The organism is Paenibacillus sp. VTT E-133280, from assembly GCF_002264385.1.
GTDB lineage: Bacteria > Bacillota > Bacilli > Paenibacillales > Paenibacillaceae > Paenibacillus_AQ > Paenibacillus_AQ nitricinens.
In genome coordinates this window covers 1-17,851 of sequence record NZ_NFUX01000033.1, presented here as the reverse complement: position 1 = coordinate 17,851, position 17,851 = coordinate 1, and the positions used below count along the sequence as shown (strand labels likewise).

General features: G+C 44.7%; 10 protein-coding genes and 1 pseudogene. 7 read left to right on the top strand and 4 right to left on the bottom strand.

The window, feature by feature from the left end; translation table 11 throughout:
• Window positions 1-46: 46 nt before the first annotated feature.
• From CA600_RS15530 to CA600_RS15520, 3 genes are read right to left on the bottom strand one after another with little or no spacing between them, the layout of a single operon-like run.
• The gene (locus CA600_RS15530) at window positions 47-1,039 is read right to left on the bottom strand and encodes an AraC family transcriptional regulator (RefSeq protein WP_179281635.1); all 993 of its coding nucleotides are present in this window, start codon (window positions 1,037-1,039) and stop codon (window positions 47-49) included.
• A complete protein-coding gene (locus CA600_RS15525) occupies window positions 1,029-2,600 on the bottom strand; it encodes a response regulator (protein WP_094871196.1) in 1,572 nt (523 codons plus the stop codon). Before CA600_RS15525 ends, CA600_RS15530 begins: the two co-directional genes overlap by 11 nt.
• A 20-nt stretch (window positions 2,601-2,620) precedes the next feature.
• Window positions 2,621-4,414: a sensor histidine kinase gene (locus tag CA600_RS15520; RefSeq protein ID WP_094871194.1), complete on the bottom strand. Its 1,794-nt coding sequence runs from the start codon at window positions 4,412-4,414 to the stop codon at window positions 2,621-2,623.
• Between the two features lie 151 nt (window positions 4,415-4,565).
• Between CA600_RS15520 and CA600_RS15515 the strand changes: the two genes are divergently transcribed.
• The 5 genes from CA600_RS15515 to sigK all read left to right on the top strand — a co-directional run bounded on the left by CA600_RS15515 (window position 4,566) and on the right by sigK (window position 13,204).
• The gene (locus CA600_RS15515) at window positions 4,566-5,924 is read left to right on the top strand and encodes an ABC transporter substrate-binding protein (RefSeq protein ID WP_094871192.1); all 1,359 of its coding nucleotides are present in this window, start codon (window positions 4,566-4,568) and stop codon (window positions 5,922-5,924) included.
• 87 nt (window positions 5,925-6,011) lie between these two features.
• The gene (locus tag CA600_RS15510) at window positions 6,012-6,893 is read left to right on the top strand and encodes a carbohydrate ABC transporter permease (RefSeq protein WP_094871190.1); all 882 of its coding nucleotides are present in this window, start codon (window positions 6,012-6,014) and stop codon (window positions 6,891-6,893) included.
• The gene (locus tag CA600_RS15505) at window positions 6,890-7,795 is read left to right on the top strand and encodes a carbohydrate ABC transporter permease (RefSeq protein WP_094871188.1); all 906 of its coding nucleotides are present in this window, start codon (window positions 6,890-6,892) and stop codon (window positions 7,793-7,795) included. Before CA600_RS15510 ends, CA600_RS15505 begins: the two co-directional genes overlap by 4 nt.
• Before the next feature lie 128 nt (window positions 7,796-7,923).
• Window positions 7,924-12,273 (top strand): glycoside hydrolase family 3 C-terminal domain-containing protein, encoded by a 4,350-nt coding sequence (locus CA600_RS15500; protein ID WP_094871187.1) that lies wholly within the window; start codon window positions 7,924-7,926, stop codon window positions 12,271-12,273.
• A gap of 229 nt (window positions 12,274-12,502) precedes the next feature.
• Window positions 12,503-13,204, top strand: coding sequence for an RNA polymerase sporulation sigma factor SigK (sigK, locus tag CA600_RS15495; protein ID WP_094871184.1), 702 nt, complete (start codon window positions 12,503-12,505; stop codon window positions 13,202-13,204).
• Window positions 13,205-13,428: 224 nt separating this feature from the next.
• Here the strand turns inward: sigK and CA600_RS15490 are convergent, their stop codons facing one another.
• On the bottom strand, window positions 13,429-16,581 hold the full coding sequence (locus CA600_RS15490; RefSeq protein ID WP_094871183.1) for an amidase family protein: 3,153 nt from the start codon (window positions 16,579-16,581) through the stop codon (window positions 13,429-13,431).
• A gap of 341 nt (window positions 16,582-16,922) precedes the next feature.
• Here CA600_RS15490 and CA600_RS31850 point away from each other — a divergent pair, with 341 nt between their 5' ends.
• Both CA600_RS31850 and CA600_RS30935 read left to right on the top strand, forming a co-directional pair.
• Window positions 16,923-17,048, top strand: coding sequence for a hypothetical protein (locus CA600_RS31850; RefSeq protein ID WP_256989870.1), 126 nt, complete (start codon window positions 16,923-16,925; stop codon window positions 17,046-17,048).
• Between the two features lie 295 nt (window positions 17,049-17,343).
• Window positions 17,344-17,475: pseudogene (locus tag CA600_RS30935) on the top strand (sigma factor); the annotation flags it as partial.
• Window positions 17,476-17,851: the final 376 nt, after the last annotated feature.

The following is a 17,851-nucleotide window of genomic DNA, read 5'->3' as shown; positions in this document are numbered from 1 at the left end:
AATCGTTAGCGGCCAGAACAACCTGAGCACCGTAGTAAATGGTCTCTCAGGTTGTTTGATTCTGTTTGCGGTACAATAGCGGAGTAACTTCGTATCGTTCTGAGAATTTTTTGTAGAAGAAGCTGAGACTCTCATATCCGCATTCCCCCGCTATATCTCCAATCGGTCGATCACTGTTAGCGAGTAGGAGAGCGGCATAAGCCATGCGATGCTCTTGTACCAGTTCACCGAACGTTTTGCCCGTACTTTTTTTAAGTAGATTGCTCAGGTAATTAGGATTGAAATTAAAGCGTGCGGCCAAATCCTTCAGGGAGCAGTCATTAAAATGGCGTTCCAAATACTGTAGAATTTCCAGTAGATCGCTCCGTTTAGTGGTAGGTAACCCGCTGGATACGCTGTCCTGGTTTAAAACCCGCATGAGCTCTGTAAATACGAGGATCATATAACCGTTGATCATGTCCGTGGAAAAATCATGGGGATCAAAGTACTCGCACATCATGCTAGCGAGGATATGGTGAAGGTTATGACAGCTATCTGATCGGAAGACTAGGTAACGGTCATGGGCTGCGGCGGGAGATTGGGCGTTGATCAGAAAATCGCTTAATCTTCCGTCAGATCCCAGCCGGGTCAGAAATGCCGCATTCAGTGTTTCCTTTCGCATTAATATATTGATTAGGATATCGTCTTCATCAAGTGTAGAAATCGAATGGGGCACATCCGTGTCCAGCAAGCAAATCTGGCCTTGAATCAGTTCTACGACGGACCCACCAATGGTCTGCCGGCAACGTCCTGAATACATATAATTGAGTTCAATAAATGTATGCGTATGCTCCGGCATATCGGCGAACCGGTGGTGCTTGCTGATATGATAATCGCCCTGACTAAAAAAATGATGTACCGGCAGACGAGGAACCCGTTCTCCGTGAGGCAGGATCAATTCTGTGCCGCCAAATTCATTAATGTTGCGGCGGGTGTACTGCTGTTTGGCTTCAATTACATCAAGGCGGCGCAGGTAATGATCTAGTTCCTTATGATCCATTAGCCTGCCCCCTCTTTTCAGCATCTCTTAATTTTCGGTATTCCTCCGGTGTGTATCCGGTCATTTTCTTGAACAGCCGGAAAAAATATTTGGTATTATCGATCCCAAGGCTCTTGGCGATCTTATAAATTTTCTCATCACTGGTGCGAAGCAGCAGCTTAGCACGTTCGATACGTTCTTTGTTAACATAATCAATCAGATTTTCTCCCGTCTTTTCTTTAAACAGGTGACTGAGATAGCTCGGACTGATGTAGAACAGATTCGATAAATGCTCTAGTGTGAGAGGTGAGCAAATGTTTTTGCGGATATATACCTTCACATTGTCAATGACGTTGGGAGAGGAATAGACCGATTGTTCCTTCAGTAATTCCGCTATGGAGGTCAACACGGTCAGGAAATATCCCCGGATTTCTTCTGCATCAAATGAAATACTTAGTACGCCTTCAAGGCTGGATGAGGTATGTTGTCCGTTCTCCACAGGAAAATAGACGGAGACCAAGGTTTTGACCTCTGTGATGATGGCTCGGCAATTCTCTTTCAACTGATGGATTGTCGCTGCAGGCTGCCCTTGATAATAGTCGAAATAGTCATGAACCCTTTCTTTCACTTTATCGATGTTTCCAGATTCGATGAAAAAGATGAGGTCCCGACTGCCTTCCCACATTTCCGGTCCTGCTTGGTAGCTACCCGGGCGGTAGTGGAAAAACTGTCCCTGGTCGGCGATGGCCCGACAGTTCAATGCGGACATCGATTCTAGCCGTGCCTGCGGGAGTTCCTTCAGATCGGTTTTTCTGCCACTTATGCCGATGCAGGCTTGTGGTCCAGTTTCTTCGATCAACTGTTTGGCTTCATAAGAAGCCAGTTCCAGCACCTTAGAATCACTCAGTGAAGCATCACATAGCAGGAGTGAAAAGGCGAGTTTCCTGCTCTGAGGATGAGGGAGAAAGATACTAGTCCTCTCCAGATAGGGTTCTTGGGCAACTAGATCTTCTGGATCATAGAGCGTCAATAGGATCATTCTTCGGGATGTCATCAGATTGAGCAATGGGGCTGATCGGAAGCTTGGCGGCTTCTCAGCCGGGTAGAAGCCGGCAATGTATTGAAGCAGGGCCTGCAAATCTCCCTGTAGGCTTAGCTGCTCCGCTTCTTTGGTTATATTCAGAGTTTCCGCCTTAGCGGACTGCTCACTCTCTATGGCGGTTATCGCTTTGGAGATCGCTTGGTGGATCTCGTCTTTGCTGAACGGCTTCAGTAAATAGTGGACAACTCTGGCTGAGATCGCTTCTTGCATATATTCAAAATCGGAAAATCCGCTGATGACGATGATTTTTTTATCGGAATAATCATTTTGCAGCTGACGAAGCAGGGATTTTCCATCCATCACGGGCATCCGCATATCGGTGAAGATTAGATGTGGGTCCGTCGCTTGGATAAGGTCCAAGGCATCCTCACCATTGTCGGCTTCTCCACTGAAGATCAGTTCATTAGTCACTGCCTTGATTTTTTTTAGTAGACCCTGGCGGATCAAAGGCTCATCGTCGACGATTATGAATTTGTACATGATCCAGTCTCCTTTTATCTTTATTTAGAGGGGAGTGTTAGGGTGATCGTTGTTCCCAGCGCTGGTTCACTGGTTATGGTCAGTCCGAAATCTGAGCCGTAATACAGGGCAATTCGAGAGTGTACATTCTTAATACCGATGCTCTGTCTGCTCCGGTGGCCAAGCCCCATGAATTCCGGTGGCTGATCTAGCAATGCTTGAATTTCCTTAAGCCGTGCTTCTGGGATACCAATCCCATCATCTCGGATTTCAAAGATAATCCGCTTAGTGTCAGGCTCCAGAAAGCCCTTCAGTAAGAGCATGCCATTCCCTCTTTTATTCTCCAAGCCGTGGTAGACGGCATTTTCCACTAAGGGCTGAAGGATGAGCTTGAGAATCTTCGCTTCCAGAACGGAGTCCTCCATCTCTTTAACAAAACAGATTTTGCTGCCGTAGCGGATCTGCTGGATAGCCATATAGTTATCGACATGCTGAATCTCGTCACGGGCAAATACTAGCTCACTGTCAGTCTTGATGCTGTAGCGGAACATATCTCCCAATGCTTTGGTCATTACAGCAATGCTTTCAACCTCTTCAATTTCAGCTATGCTGTTGATAGATTCGAGTGTATTATACAGAAAATGCGAATTAATCTGGGCTTCAAGCGCTTTCATTTGTGAATCCATGGTCAGGATTTTATTCTGATAGCTTTCTCTGACAAAGATGTCGATGTCCTGCATCATCTTGTTGTATTCCGTATACAGAAAGCCGATCTCGTCAACCCGCTTAGGTTTGATCTCGGTTGTAACGAATTTTTGTGATTTATTTTTGCGCATGATTTTGGCGAGCTGAGTGATCGGCTTAGTAATCCAATTGGACAATAGGATGGACAGCAGAATGAAAATGACCGCACAAGTAAGGGAAATATAAAGGATCAGTTTGTTGGAAATTCCGTATTTCTCATACAACTCACTCAAAGAAATATTGGCGATAACCGTCCAGTGGTACACAGGAAGCCGTTGAATAACCGTCAGATTATTTTCATTGTAAAATTCCAGCTCATCGCCCTGCATCGCCTCGGTCTTACGGGTTAAATCCTCCGGCAGCCGTGAGTCCGTGTTCTGACCGGTACTATCGTAGATAATGTTGCCATCGTCGTTGGCTAGCACAAAATAGCTCATATTAGGCACAGCGTCTTGATTCAGGCCTTTGAAAATATCTAAGCTACAGTCAAGCATAAATACACCAAGGAACTGCTGAGTCTTCATATCGTAGAGCGCGCGGGAGAATACCAGGGACGGCTCAGAATTAATGATATAAGGCTTTACACCGGGCTCGCCAATATAAAGCTGACCTTTGTTGGCGATGGTCTTCTGATACCACGCATCCTGGAGTGGGACATAACCCACCTTCAGTTCCGCCGTACTTCCATAGCTGATATTTTTGCCGTCAGGAGAAAAAAGGTAGATTCCATTTACATAATCATAGCTCAGCAGCAAATTCTCGAAGATCAGCTTCAGCTTGTTTTGTATAATGAAAATATCATAGGAATCGCTGGTGCTGGCCAGTTTTTTTAGCTCGTCGCTAACGGTAGTGTATGCGGTCGCACTGGAGGTTTGCTGCTGAATGGTAAGTGAAATGCGTTCAATATTGCCGAAAATATCCTCAATGCCTTTAACGGTATTATGGATGGTGTTGGAGGCAACGAGAGAGGTTTGCTGGTTGACCAGATTGGTATAGCTCCGGTAGGAGTTATACGTGACGATCACAATCGGAATGACAGATACAAGAACGAGTGCTAGAAAGAGTTTCGTTTTGATACTGGAAAATTTCATTCGCTCTCCTCCGATTTAAGCCGTTCGTAAAATAGTGCACCCTAAATGCAAAAGTAATTATACCGCTTACAAGATTAAAATAACAATACAGCAACCAACAAAAAATGGATGCCGGGAAATAGAAGTGATATGAAAACAGGGAGGTTATTCTATGAAATTACGTACTAAAAAACGGACAGGAGCTTTAATGCTAGCGCTGTTACTTGCTGTACTAGCAGGCTGCGGCTCAGGTAACAACAGCAACACTAGTAACGCTGAAAATAGTGAAAGCGCTACAAATGCTCCGGCAGCAACAACAGACAGTGCGAAAAAGGTGACGCTGACCATGATGGTATCTGGCACTAAAGCCCCGGACGGACAGGATTTTGCACTGGATATTATGCCTAAGCTCGTTAAGGAAAAGTTCCCTAACGTTACGCTCGAAACTTCCAAGCTTCCGGATGAGCAGTATTTCACTTCGATTCGTACAAAGCTCGCTTCAGGTAAAGGGCCTGATATTTACTGGGTATTCCCAAGAAATGCATCCCTCGGTGTCCTGGACATGGCAAAGGCCGGCTATGCGGCTGATCTATCGGATTTAACCTTTTGGGATAACATCAGCCAAGGGGCGAAAGATGATATGTCTTATGAGGGTAAACCTTATGGAATCGCTGGAGGTCTTGATTATCTAGGGGTGTATTACAATCAGGATTTGTTCAAGCAGGCGGGTGTCACAGAAATGCCGAAGGATTGGACCTCATTCCTGGAAGCTTGCCAGAAGCTGAAGGATGCGGGCATTACTCCAATCTCACTCGCGGACAAGGATCCTTGGTTCCTCCAGTTCGGGATGTATCAAATCGCAGCGAATGAGGTTTATCCGGATGAAATGGATTTCGATACCAAGCTTCAAGCGGGAGAAAAATCGTTAACAGATCCAAAGTGGGTAGCCACGATCTCCAAAATGAAGGAATTATATAACAAAGGTTATGTAGTCAAGAACTCACTTGGACTTGGAAGTGCTCAAGCGGCTCAACTGTTCGTAGATGGTAAAGCAGCTATGGTGTTTGACGGAACTTGGGATTATGCAACACTGACAGCCAAAGGTGCAGCCGACTTTACCCGTGGATTCTTCTCTCTGCCTGCTAACGATTCAGGCCAGCCCACTTATGTCTCTGCTGCCACTGCTGCTGGTTTCGCGCTGAACGCCAAATCGGAGAATCTGGACATTGCCAAGGAAGTTATGAATTACCTGTTTGATGGTCAGTCAGATCTGTTCAAGGCTTGGACCGAAGCCAACAGTTCGATCAGCGTGTATAAAGGTGTTCCGTTGAATCATGACCTGTTCAAAGAAGTTAATGATTCATATCTGAATAATGGAAAGTCCGTATACTTCCCGAATCAAATGTGGCCAACGGGTGTAGCTGAAGAGATGGAAGCTAAGTTCGCAGAAATTATCGGCGGACGAAAGACTACGCCGGAGCAAGTTACAGAGGCTATGGACGCCAAGTTCAAGGAATTGTGGAAAAATTAAACCGGAATCATTGAAGATCGTCCCGCCAGTCCTGCATCAAAATAGCTGAGCTGGCGGTACGGTTTTGGATAGGAGGATAAGACAGAGATGAAATCGACTGTAATGAAAAAAACGATGTATTTTTTCGCGTTGCCGGCGCTAATCTTTTATTTAACATTCTGGATCTTTCCGATCACTAAGCTGTTTCAATACAGCATCACTGACTTTAACGGGTACGCCCAAACCTTTAATTATATCGGCTTTGATAACTACAAAGACTTGTTTAGCGGAGGTACACTGGGCAATTCGATCAAGAATACTCTCATTTATACGGTTGTCAGCGTAGTGGGGGGCAATCTAATCGGGCTTGGACTGGCGCTGCTGCTGAACATGAAGATTCGAGGCAAGGGCTTTTACCGCTCCATCTCCTACATTCCGACTCTATTCAGTGCGATTGTGGTCGGCTTCATCTGGAGTTATGTTTATATGCCGGACAGCGGGATGATTGCAACGTTCTTGACCAAGCTCGGGATTGCGAATGATAATTTGAATTTTCTCGGCAGCTATTCTACGGCGCTGTATTCTATTATTTTCGTAGAAATCTGGAAGAACGTCGGAACAACGATGATTATCTTTCTTGCAGGTCTTCAGACTGTTCCGAGTGAATTGCTCGAGGCTGGTAGAATTGATGGCTGTAGCGCCTGGAAGCTATTACGATTTGTGAAGCTCCCACTGCTCGCCACATCCATTACGATTAATACAACGCTAAGTTTAATTAATGGCCTGAAAGCCTTCGATTTCCCGTTTATTATGACCAATGGAGGTCCTGGAACTTCTACTAACACCCTGATTTATTCAATTTACAAAATGGCGTTTACGGAGCAAATGTTCGGCAAGGCCTCGGCGCTCGGGATTATTTCGTTTATGCTGATTATCGCTATTACAGCGATTTCCGTCCTGATGATGAATAGAAAAGAGGTGTCAGCATGAGCAATGGAACAGCTGCAGGCAACCTCCAGCAGCAGCATAAGCCTATCCGGAACGTGCGGAAGCCTGTTACAACCGGGTTAATTCTCAAAAAAATACTTGTTCAGCTCATCGTTATCGTAATTATGGTACTGAATCTGATTCCCCTTGTGATTGTGCTGTCCACCTCACTGAGATCACCAGACAACAACACAAACCCGCTTGATTTGTTCAATGAGATATCATTTACGAGCTACCGGACAGCCTTCGAACGGATGCATTTTGGTTCCGCCCTACTAAATAGTGTCGTGCTGACAGCGATATCTGTTCTTCTAGTTGTGATCTTCGCGGCTATGGCTTCCTATCCGATGGCACGAATCAGAAGCAAATGGAGTCAGTTTCTGTATCTGTTCTTCCTTGCCGGACTAGTCGTACCCGGACAGATGGTTCTGATTCCAATCGTGCAAATGATCAACAGTTTGGGTATTCCAAGCACGCAGTATACGCCGATCTTGATGTTCGTTACCTGCAGCCTGCCATTTTCAACGTTTCTATACACCGGATTTATTCGTAGCGGCGTCCCGGAGGAAGTAGAAGAAGCGGCACATATTGATGGTGCGGGACTTTTACGTCGATTCTGGACAGTGGTGTTTCCGCTGCTGATTCCAGTTACGGTTTCGGTCATCATCACGCAGGGCATCTGGATTTGGAATGACTATTTTTTCAATATGACGTTTATTTCCAAGTCCTCGCAGTCACCCCTGCCGCTAGCCATGCTTGGCTTTATGGGTGACCAGCAGAATCCAACCCAGTGGAACGTCCTATTCGCAGCTTGTATGCTGTGTGCGCTTCCGCTACTGATTGCCTTTTCGTTTCTGCAGAAGTATTTCGTAGGCGGACTTACGGTGGGTTCCGTGAAAGGCTAATCTTCAGAAACTGCATCATGTGATATCTCATCGACGACTCTTTAAATCTCTGAAGAGGACATCAGCAGCTAGACTGTCATCAGTTACATGCGAGAGACTTGTCCAAAAAAATAAAAAGGAGCAATCACATGAGCAGTGGAATGAAAATGATTTCTCTCAAAAAAATAGCAGTGGTCAGCCTGATTTTGGCGCTTATCGCCTCCATGATATCAACGGTATCACCGAACCAAGCGAGTGCGGCTGATCATGAACCGATTGAGTTTGCTAGAAGCGCTTCCAACATGCCGATCTTTGACGGGGTGCCGAGTCATCTGGACGCATTTGTGGATATAATTTTAGCAGAGATGAGCATTGAGGATTTGGCGTATTACGCGGATCAAAAGAGTGCCGGCACAGCCCGTACAATCGCGGCAGGTTATACATTGCCGGGAACGGCAGCCGGTGGAGTGGATCGTGTTATGGGTGTAAGCACAGATATGCCGTCCATGCTTGCTTTGGGGCAAAGCTGGAATAAGGATCTAGTCAGCCAAGTGGGAACGGTCATGGGGAACGAGCGGCGGGGAGAAGTCACTCTGGCCAATCCCAACACCTTAATGTTCTCTGCGGTATCTGATTTACGGACGAACCCACTTAGCGGCAGATTTGAAGAGGGTTACGCAGAGGACCCTGTCCTTGCTGGTACGATGATCAATTATATGGCTAAGGGGATTACCGGTTACGGGGAGGCTGGCAATGAGGATGGCTTCTGGTTAAAAGCTCAGTTGGGGACGAAGCATTATACAAACTATCTCGCGCAATGGTTCAGAGCGAGCGGTCAATTTTATGCAAGTGCTCGGGCGCTTAATGAATACCAAATGAAAAGCTTCCTATATCCATTACAAGCCGGTGTGGTCCAAAGTATTATGACTACTTACGGTCGAACCAATGGAGTTCCTAACCATATCTCACCGAATATTATCCGTGCGTCAAATTCAAATCCGTATAGTATGCTGCCGGTAGGTGATTTTATAGCCGCCGATCGCGCGATGACCGCAGGTTTCAACAATGGTTATCAGAACTATACGGATGCTGATGGTGCGGCAGCACTTTTGCTGCTTAGCGGGAATCATGCGAACACGACAAGCTCCACCCGCACGAACATTCTGAGTGCTGTAAACAATGGGACTTTCGGTGTGACGCGTGTGGAGCTGGAGAACAGTGTCCGTGGTCAAATCGAGATGTGGGTGCGTACCGGATACTTTAATGAGAAAAAACCGGATGGTTCTCCAAAAAGTTATCCTTTCTCGGATTTAGCCAGCGATCGCAATCCGCAAAACTATTCGTTGAGCGAAAGCCAGAATGTTGCGCTTGACGCTTCGCGGGAAGGCATCGTTCTGCTGAAGAATGACAACAAATTGCTGCCGTTGTCCAAATCCAGCAATGTAGCTGTTACAGGGCTTTTAGCAGATACCCGGTTTAAAGCAACTTACTCCGTATCAAAAACACCGGTATTGCCTGGGGCTGGGCTGTCCCCGCTTGGAGCTATTCGAGAAACGATTGGTAGTGACCAAGTCACCTTTGGTACAGGAGCTCCCGTAATAGCATTCGATTCTGTCTCAAATCATCAAACGGTTACGGCTTCCACCTATACGAACGGAGCTCAGCTTTCTGCGAATTACATCGCGCCAGATATGACAACCGTAACAGATAGTGTCTATCCCTATAACGCCGCGGGAAAAGCCTATACGGCATCCCAAGCCTTTGAGGCTTACGCATGGGGCCAAGGCGGTTACAGTTACTTGTCACTTGCAAATGGAAAATGGCTGAAGGATGTAACGAGCGGCAGCAGTCGTACAGTCCAAAACAGCGATGCCACCAAGCTTAATCTTGTGGAAAATCCATTCTCTAATGTAACAGACGCCAGTACGCTTCCGGGTCGCTTCCGTCATGAAGCCAATAGCGACGGGACCGTTTCCTTACTCTCGGGCACTTATTCGGAGAGCTTCGGAGGCGGGTTTGAAACCGCCTACTATACTGCTGGCCGTTTGGTTACCGTAAATGAATCGGATGGTCTTGATCTATCGTCGACGACGCTGACCAATCAAGCAGGCGCCGCGGCACGAACTGACAATCAGAAGTTTCAAGAGATTGTCTTGAAGGAAGCGGGTGCAGATGCAAGCGCTTGGGCCTCCGGCAACGATTACGCCGTAGTTGTCGTCGGTGCACCGGCCAGACATAGCGCAGGCGAAGGCGCCGACAGATCGGATCTTAACCTGGGGGAAGATCAGTATAAGATTGTGTCTCAAGTGGCGCAGGCTTTTCCGAAAAAGACAGTTGTTATTGTTAAATCGAATGCGCCGGTGAATATGGAAGCCATCCAAAACAATGAGAATGTAGCTGCCATTATGTATCAGCCATATGCCGGTCAATACGACAGCAAGGCACTTGCGGATGTACTGTTCGGTGATTATGCACCTACTGGTCGATTGTCTTCGACATGGTATGCCAGCATGGAAGCTTTGCCGGTTCTTGATCATTATTCATTGCCCGAAGGGGTAGCAGCTCCGGTGACTTTGGGGGAACTCGACCCGCGGTTTACAGTGGACATGACAAACGGTGATCCGCTTGATAGTAAGCTAACCTATATGTATACGGATGCCCAAGTAACGTATCCATTCGGTTACGGGTTGGGATACAGCAGCTTCGAATTTTCGAACTTAAGCGTGCCGTCTAATGTTAGCGGTAAGGAACCTTTTGCCATCAACCTAGATGTGGAGAATGCGGGAGCCGTTAATACTTCTGAGGTAGTTCAGCTGTACATCAAAAACAATACCTCCAAGTACGGTGATCATACACCTAAGAAACAGCTGGTTTCCTATGAAAAAGTGTACATTCCGGCCGGAGAGACAAAGACTGTTCAGCTTACAGTGAACCCATCTGATTTCGCCGTGTGGGATGTCAACCGTAATGAGTATGTGAATGAAACAGGAAGCTACACTCTGATGGTAGGCAAATCGTCTAGTGACCTTCCTATATCCGCAGCGCTCTCTTACAATAATGAGAGTATTGCGAAGCTTGATGCGGTCAATGCGCCTGTTAACATTTTTGATCATGCCTTTGCATCTAAAGATGTAGTTTATCGAGAGGTCTCCAAGCTTCGTACAGCAGAAGGGCTTAAGGCAAAAGAAGCCGAGAACGGATATTATGCCGTCATGTCTAAGAACAGCAACTCCTGGGTAGCACTTAATCAAGTTCGTTTATCCGGTGTAACTGGTATTACCTTACGTGGGGCTTCCACGAATGCAAGCTCAGTAGTTGAGGTTAGAGCAGATTCTCCAACGGGAACCCGTTTGGCGGTCGTTACATTTGACGCGACTGCGCCAGCAGTTCGTGAGGTGCCAGGCAGCACCTTTAAAGTGACCGAGTTGGATTATACCGATGTAACGGGGGAGTTGTTGACGACACTCTCCGGTACGCATGATTTATATCTAGTCTTTAAAAATCCGGATATCCGAGTGGATAGCATCCATTTGAGCGGCGTCGCACCTGGTAGTGTTGTTCCGACAGCACTGGCTGGGAACCAGAAAGCTACAATAAGCTGGCCAGCTACCACCAATGCTGAAAGCTATAGTGTGTACATTAAGGAAGGGGAAGTTTACACACCAGTTACCGAGCATATTACTTGGAAGGATAACGGTCTTGGTGTGGTAATTATGAATTTGGACAATGGCCAATCCTACACGTTCGCCATATCAGCAAATAATCTATTAGGTGAAGGGGTTAAATCGGACATATCGGTTACACCGACAAACGGTAGCAGTGGTGGCAGCGACAGCGGGACGACGAATCCGGGCACTCCTGCAACACCAACACCAACGCCTACTAGCAGTGCATCAGCATCGGAGATACCAACCTCTGGAAATACACAACCGGGAACATCAGGACAGTCAGCACTAACTTTCCGGGATATCTCTAGCCGATATGACTGGGCAAGGCAGGCTATCGACAAGCTTGCGGCGGATGGCATTATTAAAGGTACTGGCGATGGTATGTTCTCACCGGGAGCAAAGATCAAGCGGGCGGACTTTATTGTGATGGTAGTCCGAGCCTTCAAGCTCAGTTCGGATAAAACAGATCAGTTCGTTGACGTCAATCCGAGCGTTTATTATGCGGAGGCGTTGTCCATCGCCAAAGCTCTCGGGATTGCTAAGGGTGATGCGGACGGAAACTTCAATCCGAATGCCGAAATCAGCAGGCAGGATATGATAGTGCTGATCGCTAGGGTACTGAAAGCAGCAGGGAATCTTCCCGAAGAAGGTTCAATGGCTGACCTGAAAGGATTCAGAGATGCTTCTAAGGTATCAAGCTATGCGGTAAGCAGCATTGCGTCACTGGTTAAGGCAGGGTTCGTTAAAGGTGACGGAATGAATTTGAACCCGGGTGGGACAGCGAGCCGAGCTGAAGCAGCGGTGATAATCTATAATACCTACAAAAAATGATCTAACGGATGTAGATGGATAAGGGTGGTAAACAAAGACCTGCGGGAGGTTCATCTTCCGGAGGTCTGTTGCTACTTGATTTAAAAAACAGAAAATATAAATTTTCGTGTTTGTACAATTTCCCCCGTACATGCACTTCTAGGCATTTACCCACATACAATAAGATGACCATGAACCCGTAAGGCTAACAGATCGGTTTCATTGTACAAGTGCGGGAGGTGTCGCCAAGTTGCCTGGATTCTTAAGTACGATCGCGTTGCTAATCAAAGAACTGACGTTGCTGGTATCCTACGTAAGGAACAACGCATTTCCACAGCCGCTCTCGGAGCAGGAGGAAAGCAAATACTTAGGCATGATGGCTGAAGGGGATGCAAAAGCCCGAAATTTGCTTATAGAGCACAATTTGAGACTTGTCGCCCATATAGTAAAAAAATTCGATAATACTGGGGAAGACATGGAGGATCTAATCTCCATCGGCACCATCGGCTTGATAAAAGCCATCGAGAGCTACCGTCCGAACAAAGGCACAAAGCTGGCCACTTTTGCTGCCCGTTGTATTGAAAACGAAATTCTGATGCACCTAAGATCCTTGAAGAAGACTCGTAAAGATGTATCCCTGCATGATCCAATTGGGACGGACAAAGAAGGTAATGAAATTACACTTATCGATATCCTTGGCTCCGAAGCTGATGATGTCATTAAAGAAGTTGATTTGAAGATCGAGAAGAGCAAGATTTATCGTAATCTTGATATTCTGGATGACCGGGAAAAAGAGGTTGTCGTTGGGCGATTTGGATTGGATACAGGTGGGGAAGAGAGGACGCAACGGGAGATTGCCAAGGAGTTGGGGATCTCGCGGAGTTATGTTTCTCGGATAGAGAAAAGGGCGCTCATGAAGCTTTATCATGAGTTTTATAAGGTGAAGCGGTAGGACTGATGACAATTACACAGTAATAATCCATTAATAATAAAACTTGAAAAGCGACTTGTCTACGGATGAGTCGTTTTTTGTGTGGATAGGGTTCGCCCTACTTATGATACGGTTCATTTCATCGCACTATCTGTAACGGCAAGTTATAAGGCCATCCCTTTCGGGATGGCCCTTCCTGTAAACGTGGTTACTCGAGTACTCTGTCATGTTTAATTGAATTTCTTTTAATTAGTAGTTCCTAGTAATCTGGAAACAATTGCTGCAAACTCTGCTCTAGTAATATCTTTCTCAGGCTTAAATGTACTGTCTGCGTATCCTGTAATAATATTATTGGATGCGAGTGCATCAATGGAATCATAATACCATGCATTTCTTGTGACATCTTTGAATGATGTGTTTCCAGTACCTGTTAGCTTAAAGGCTCGAGTGATTAGTGCCGCTAATTCACCACGACTAATCTTCTCATCTGGACGGAATCTTCCGTCACTATATCCGTTCATCAAACCTGATCCAGCAGCTGCACCAATAAACTTATTCGCCCAATGAGTTGGAGATACATCTATAAAGTTACTTTCTTGTCCTTCAAGTCCCATGTAAGTTGCAATTACTTTAATTGCTTCGGCACGAGTCAAACCTGAATTTGGACGGAATGTTCCATCGGAATAACCCGTCAATAATCTCTTAGCAATTAGTGCGTCAATGCTTGCTTTTGCCCAATGATTCATTGTATCTACAAAACTAACAACTTTCGGCTTATCTGCTGGTGTTATTGTTTCTGCAGGTGCCGTTGTTTCTATAGGCGTTGTTACTGCTGGAGGTGTACCTCCTCCAGTATTTGGATTGGTTGGTCCATTATCTGTGTTTGGATTAGGATTAGTAGAGTTTGAAACATATTGAAGTGCTGGAGCAAATGTTGTAAGTAGTCTAGCTTGACTTTGTTGCTCAAGAGCGTAGCCCATGCCTAAAATTTTTGCATCGTCCCATGCTCTACCAACCAGTTGCATAGAAATAGAATATCCGCTGTCATTCGTTCCTACAGGAACAACTACCGTAGGGAGACCCACATTAGAGGTTAATACGCCCGTGTTACGGTCAGAACTTAATTGAGAAGCTGATGCGTCATTGTTATATACGTCACTAATAAAACCTGCATAAACAACAGCATCAACGCCATTCGCGTCCATCCAGTTTTTTATAACTTCCTTATAGTCGCTTCTATACTTAATGTAATCTTGCACAGCTTGTTCAGTCATACGAGTTGGAGTACTATATCCTCTTTGATTATAGATAAGCACCTTATCTGAAGCTAGTACACTTGCTCCATCAATATAAGGGAAGTCCTTATGAAGCTCAATATAACGTGCCCAACCTTCAGTAGATCCATTAATACCTGAAGGACGACTAGGGCCTGATGGTACAGCTGACATTTCAACCATTGTCGCCCCCGCTGCTTGAAGCTCTGAGAACTTATCCATCACTGCCCGTCCAGTATCATCATCAGCATATGCAGATACAAAGGATGCAGGAATATATCCAATTTTCTTTCCTTTCAATGCATTAGCATCCAGAGATTCCTTCCAATCCACTGGACGCTTATGATCTGCATCAGCAGTGACTGTGAAAATATCCTGTGGGTCCGTACCCGTTGTAGTATTCAATATAATGGCTAGGTCAGTTACTGTTTTAGCAATGGGACCTGCATAATCTTGTCCCCAAGTGAGTGGAAGTACTCCTGTAGTACTTGCCATACCGTCTGTACCCCGGAAGCTTTTTAAGCTAGCGCCTGTAGTTGGTGCATAGAGAGATACCCCTGTTTGCGATCCCATTGCTGCTGCTGCAAAATCAGCTGCAACAGATACTGCAGACCCGCCGCTTGAGCCAAAAGATGTTTTTGATGGATAGAGTGCATTCCATGTTTGCTGCCAGCCGCTCTCACTAAAGCTTCCGCTGTTAGCAAACTCAGAGGTATTTACTTTACCAATAATTACAGCTCCAGCTTCCCGCAGCTTTTTCACTTGGAAGGCATCGGAATCAGGCTGCCAGCCTTCAAGAGCTTTACTGCCACCTGTAGTAGGCATATCCTTTGTGTCATAAATATCTTTTATCGCAATTGGAATACCCAATAAATCACCTTTTACACCTTGTGCACGGGCATCGTCAGCAGCTTTTGCTTGGTTAAGCGCAGTTTCAGATACATGCAGGAATGCATGGAATCCCAATTGTCCCTCATCGTATACCTTAATTCTATCTAAATAGGCTTGAGTAATTTGTACAGAAGTAGTTTTACCATTAATCATATCCTTCTGTATTTCTGCAATTGATTTATTCTTAACATCATACGGAGATGAAGTTATTAATTCTTTGGCCGCAGGAGCATTTGGAATATCCAGATGATCTCCAGTATCAAGTCCCTCTATAGCAGATATATCCCAGTTGCTAATTGAACGAATTTGTGCGTTTGTTAATCCTGTTACATCCAGCAGACTATTAAGTCCATCTAGCATAGCAACCAGATTTTTCAACCCTTCTTCACCAGCTTCTCCAACTTGTACATAATTTACTAGGGACTTCGATTCGCCCGGCCCAATATTTAGTGAATTAATGAACCCATAGAAATTCGCTTCATTTCCATACTCAGCTAAGGGTACTGTGAATGGATCCTGTTGCTGATTCCCTAGACCTGTTAATCCATTATCAAACGGTTTTGGAGATCCCACTGCAACGCCTAGCGGCTTATTGTTTCTGGCACTGCTATCTACAACAATCCATGAATCATCTGTAGTTACCTTAAGATCGCCTGAGTAGGTTGCCTTAACTACTGAAGCATTTGTTGTTGTACCATATCCTAAAGAGCCACCGAATGATACATCAACTTTTATAGCGACATCATTTTTATTAGTGAATGTATCAAAGAATCTCGTTCGATTATGAATAGTATCCACATACACCTCACGTGTTACAGTTACATTTCCTAGATTTACAGATTGAGCCGAAGTAAACTTATTAACGCCATCGTATTTCAAGTCAAACCCACGCATCATTTGACCATTCATCAGTGGAGCTGAAGGCGAGGACACTTTAACAAAGATATTGCCGAAACCTTGTACTTGTGTAGCACCAATTGTACGTAAACTTCCTGTGTCTAAGCTAGGAGCAAAAACATCGTGAATCTCCCATACTGTGCCACTTTCTGAAGTAACTCTAGTTAAAGCGTCAGCTGTTTGGAACGGAATTACAGTCGTAGCAATAACAGATAACACAATTGAAGTAGCTATAAATTGCTTTTTACTCCAATTTTTTTTTGCTGGTGAATATTCAGATCGGGTGGAACCAGAATGATCTCTTTTAGTTTCACGTAGACGTTTGAACTTATTCATGTGCGTAATCTCCTTTTCCTTTATGTATTTTATTATTTAATGTTAGGAAATATAACACTAGTATTTGTTTCAGTCAATGAATATTATGGATTTAATATATTTTGAGTTTAAAAAAAGGAAAAAAAGGCTTTTTTAATTATTATGTGTAATGTATATGTTAACTAAAATGTTAAATAGATAACGTTATATGATAGATTTTGAGGGGTTGTAGGATATTGAGTATTATCATCCGGCTGCATCATCAAAAACCTTGAATTTCACGAGTTCAAAAAGAAGAGGAACAGCTAATAATTAACAGAGAATATTATGTTTTTCATTTCATGAAAGTGGAAGATTTCTATATGGGAGAATGGCATAAAGCAGAATCACTGATGATTCCAGATGCACTAGCCCGCAAGATCAATAATGGGCATCCTGAAAAGAGTAAAGTATCTGCTGGGAAAGAAGCCATAAGAATAGCCAGGTAGTATATCTGGAATAAGTGGGATTTCATTGTGGAAACCACTTTAGCGGGTGGTAACGTTATAAGGCAGATGAGGGATGCAAAGGAATAAGGCTTTGAAATTATTGTGTTTTATGTGGGGCTAGCAGATGTTCGGCTAAATATTGAATGTATTGCTCTACGTGTGAAAAACGGTGGCTATCATATTGAAACCGAGGATATTGTTAGACGCAATTTAACAAGTGTGAATAATCTGATATCTCACTTAGAGTTGATTGATCATTAATTGTTATTGATAATAGTAAAGCTGTAATTGGTTTATTTTTTTGACATCATATCATGTCCGCAACCTCAAAAAATTCGATAATATCGGAGAAGACATGGAGGATCTGATCTCCATCGGCATAATCGACCTGATTAAAGCTATTGAGAGCTATCGTCCAAACAAAGGAATGAATGTGTAAAATCAGGAGACATATGTACATTTGGCGAATGATTGGTATTAGCAAAAACAAGAAAGCATTTGAAGAAAAAAGAGTAAGATTTTATAAGATGTATAATTTTCCATTGGACAATTGGGTAAAGCCTATGCATTGTGGAAAAGCATTGTTTGATGAATTGAGGAATTAGTGAACTCAATGACTTTGGAGGCAATCTCCTAGGTCTTTTATTATGTGCGCCCAGCATGGGCGCTATCTATAGGGTTGAAGTCCTGAATGGCAAAGGCAGTAGTAGCAATAAGCGATTAGCTTAAGGTAAGGGTATCTACCGCTAGGTCGAATCTGAAGGAAGCCAGTAGCAAATCTCCGGTCTGAGGAACACGAACTT

Coding starts and splice junctions, on each gene's coding strand:
- CA600_RS15530 (WP_179281635.1), bottom strand. CDS start 1,039: ATGGATCATAAGGAACTAGATCATTACCTGCGCCGCCTTGATGTAATT.
- CA600_RS15525 (WP_094871196.1), bottom strand. CDS start 2,600: ATGTACAAATTCATAATCGTCGACGATGAGCCTTTGATCCGCCAGGGT.
- CA600_RS15520 (WP_094871194.1), bottom strand. CDS start 4,414: ATGAAATTTTCCAGTATCAAAACGAAACTCTTTCTAGCACTCGTTCTT.
- CA600_RS15515 (WP_094871192.1), top strand. CDS start 4,566: ATGAAATTACGTACTAAAAAACGGACAGGAGCTTTAATGCTAGCGCTG.
- CA600_RS15510 (WP_094871190.1), top strand. CDS start 6,012: ATGAAATCGACTGTAATGAAAAAAACGATGTATTTTTTCGCGTTGCCG.
- CA600_RS15505 (WP_094871188.1), top strand. CDS start 6,890: ATGAGCAATGGAACAGCTGCAGGCAACCTCCAGCAGCAGCATAAGCCT.
- CA600_RS15500 (WP_094871187.1), top strand. CDS start 7,924: ATGAGCAGTGGAATGAAAATGATTTCTCTCAAAAAAATAGCAGTGGTC.
- CA600_RS15490 (WP_094871183.1), bottom strand. CDS start 16,581: ATGAATAAGTTCAAACGTCTACGTGAAACTAAAAGAGATCATTCTGGT.
- CA600_RS31850 (WP_256989870.1), top strand. CDS start 16,923: ATGGGAGAATGGCATAAAGCAGAATCACTGATGATTCCAGATGCACTA.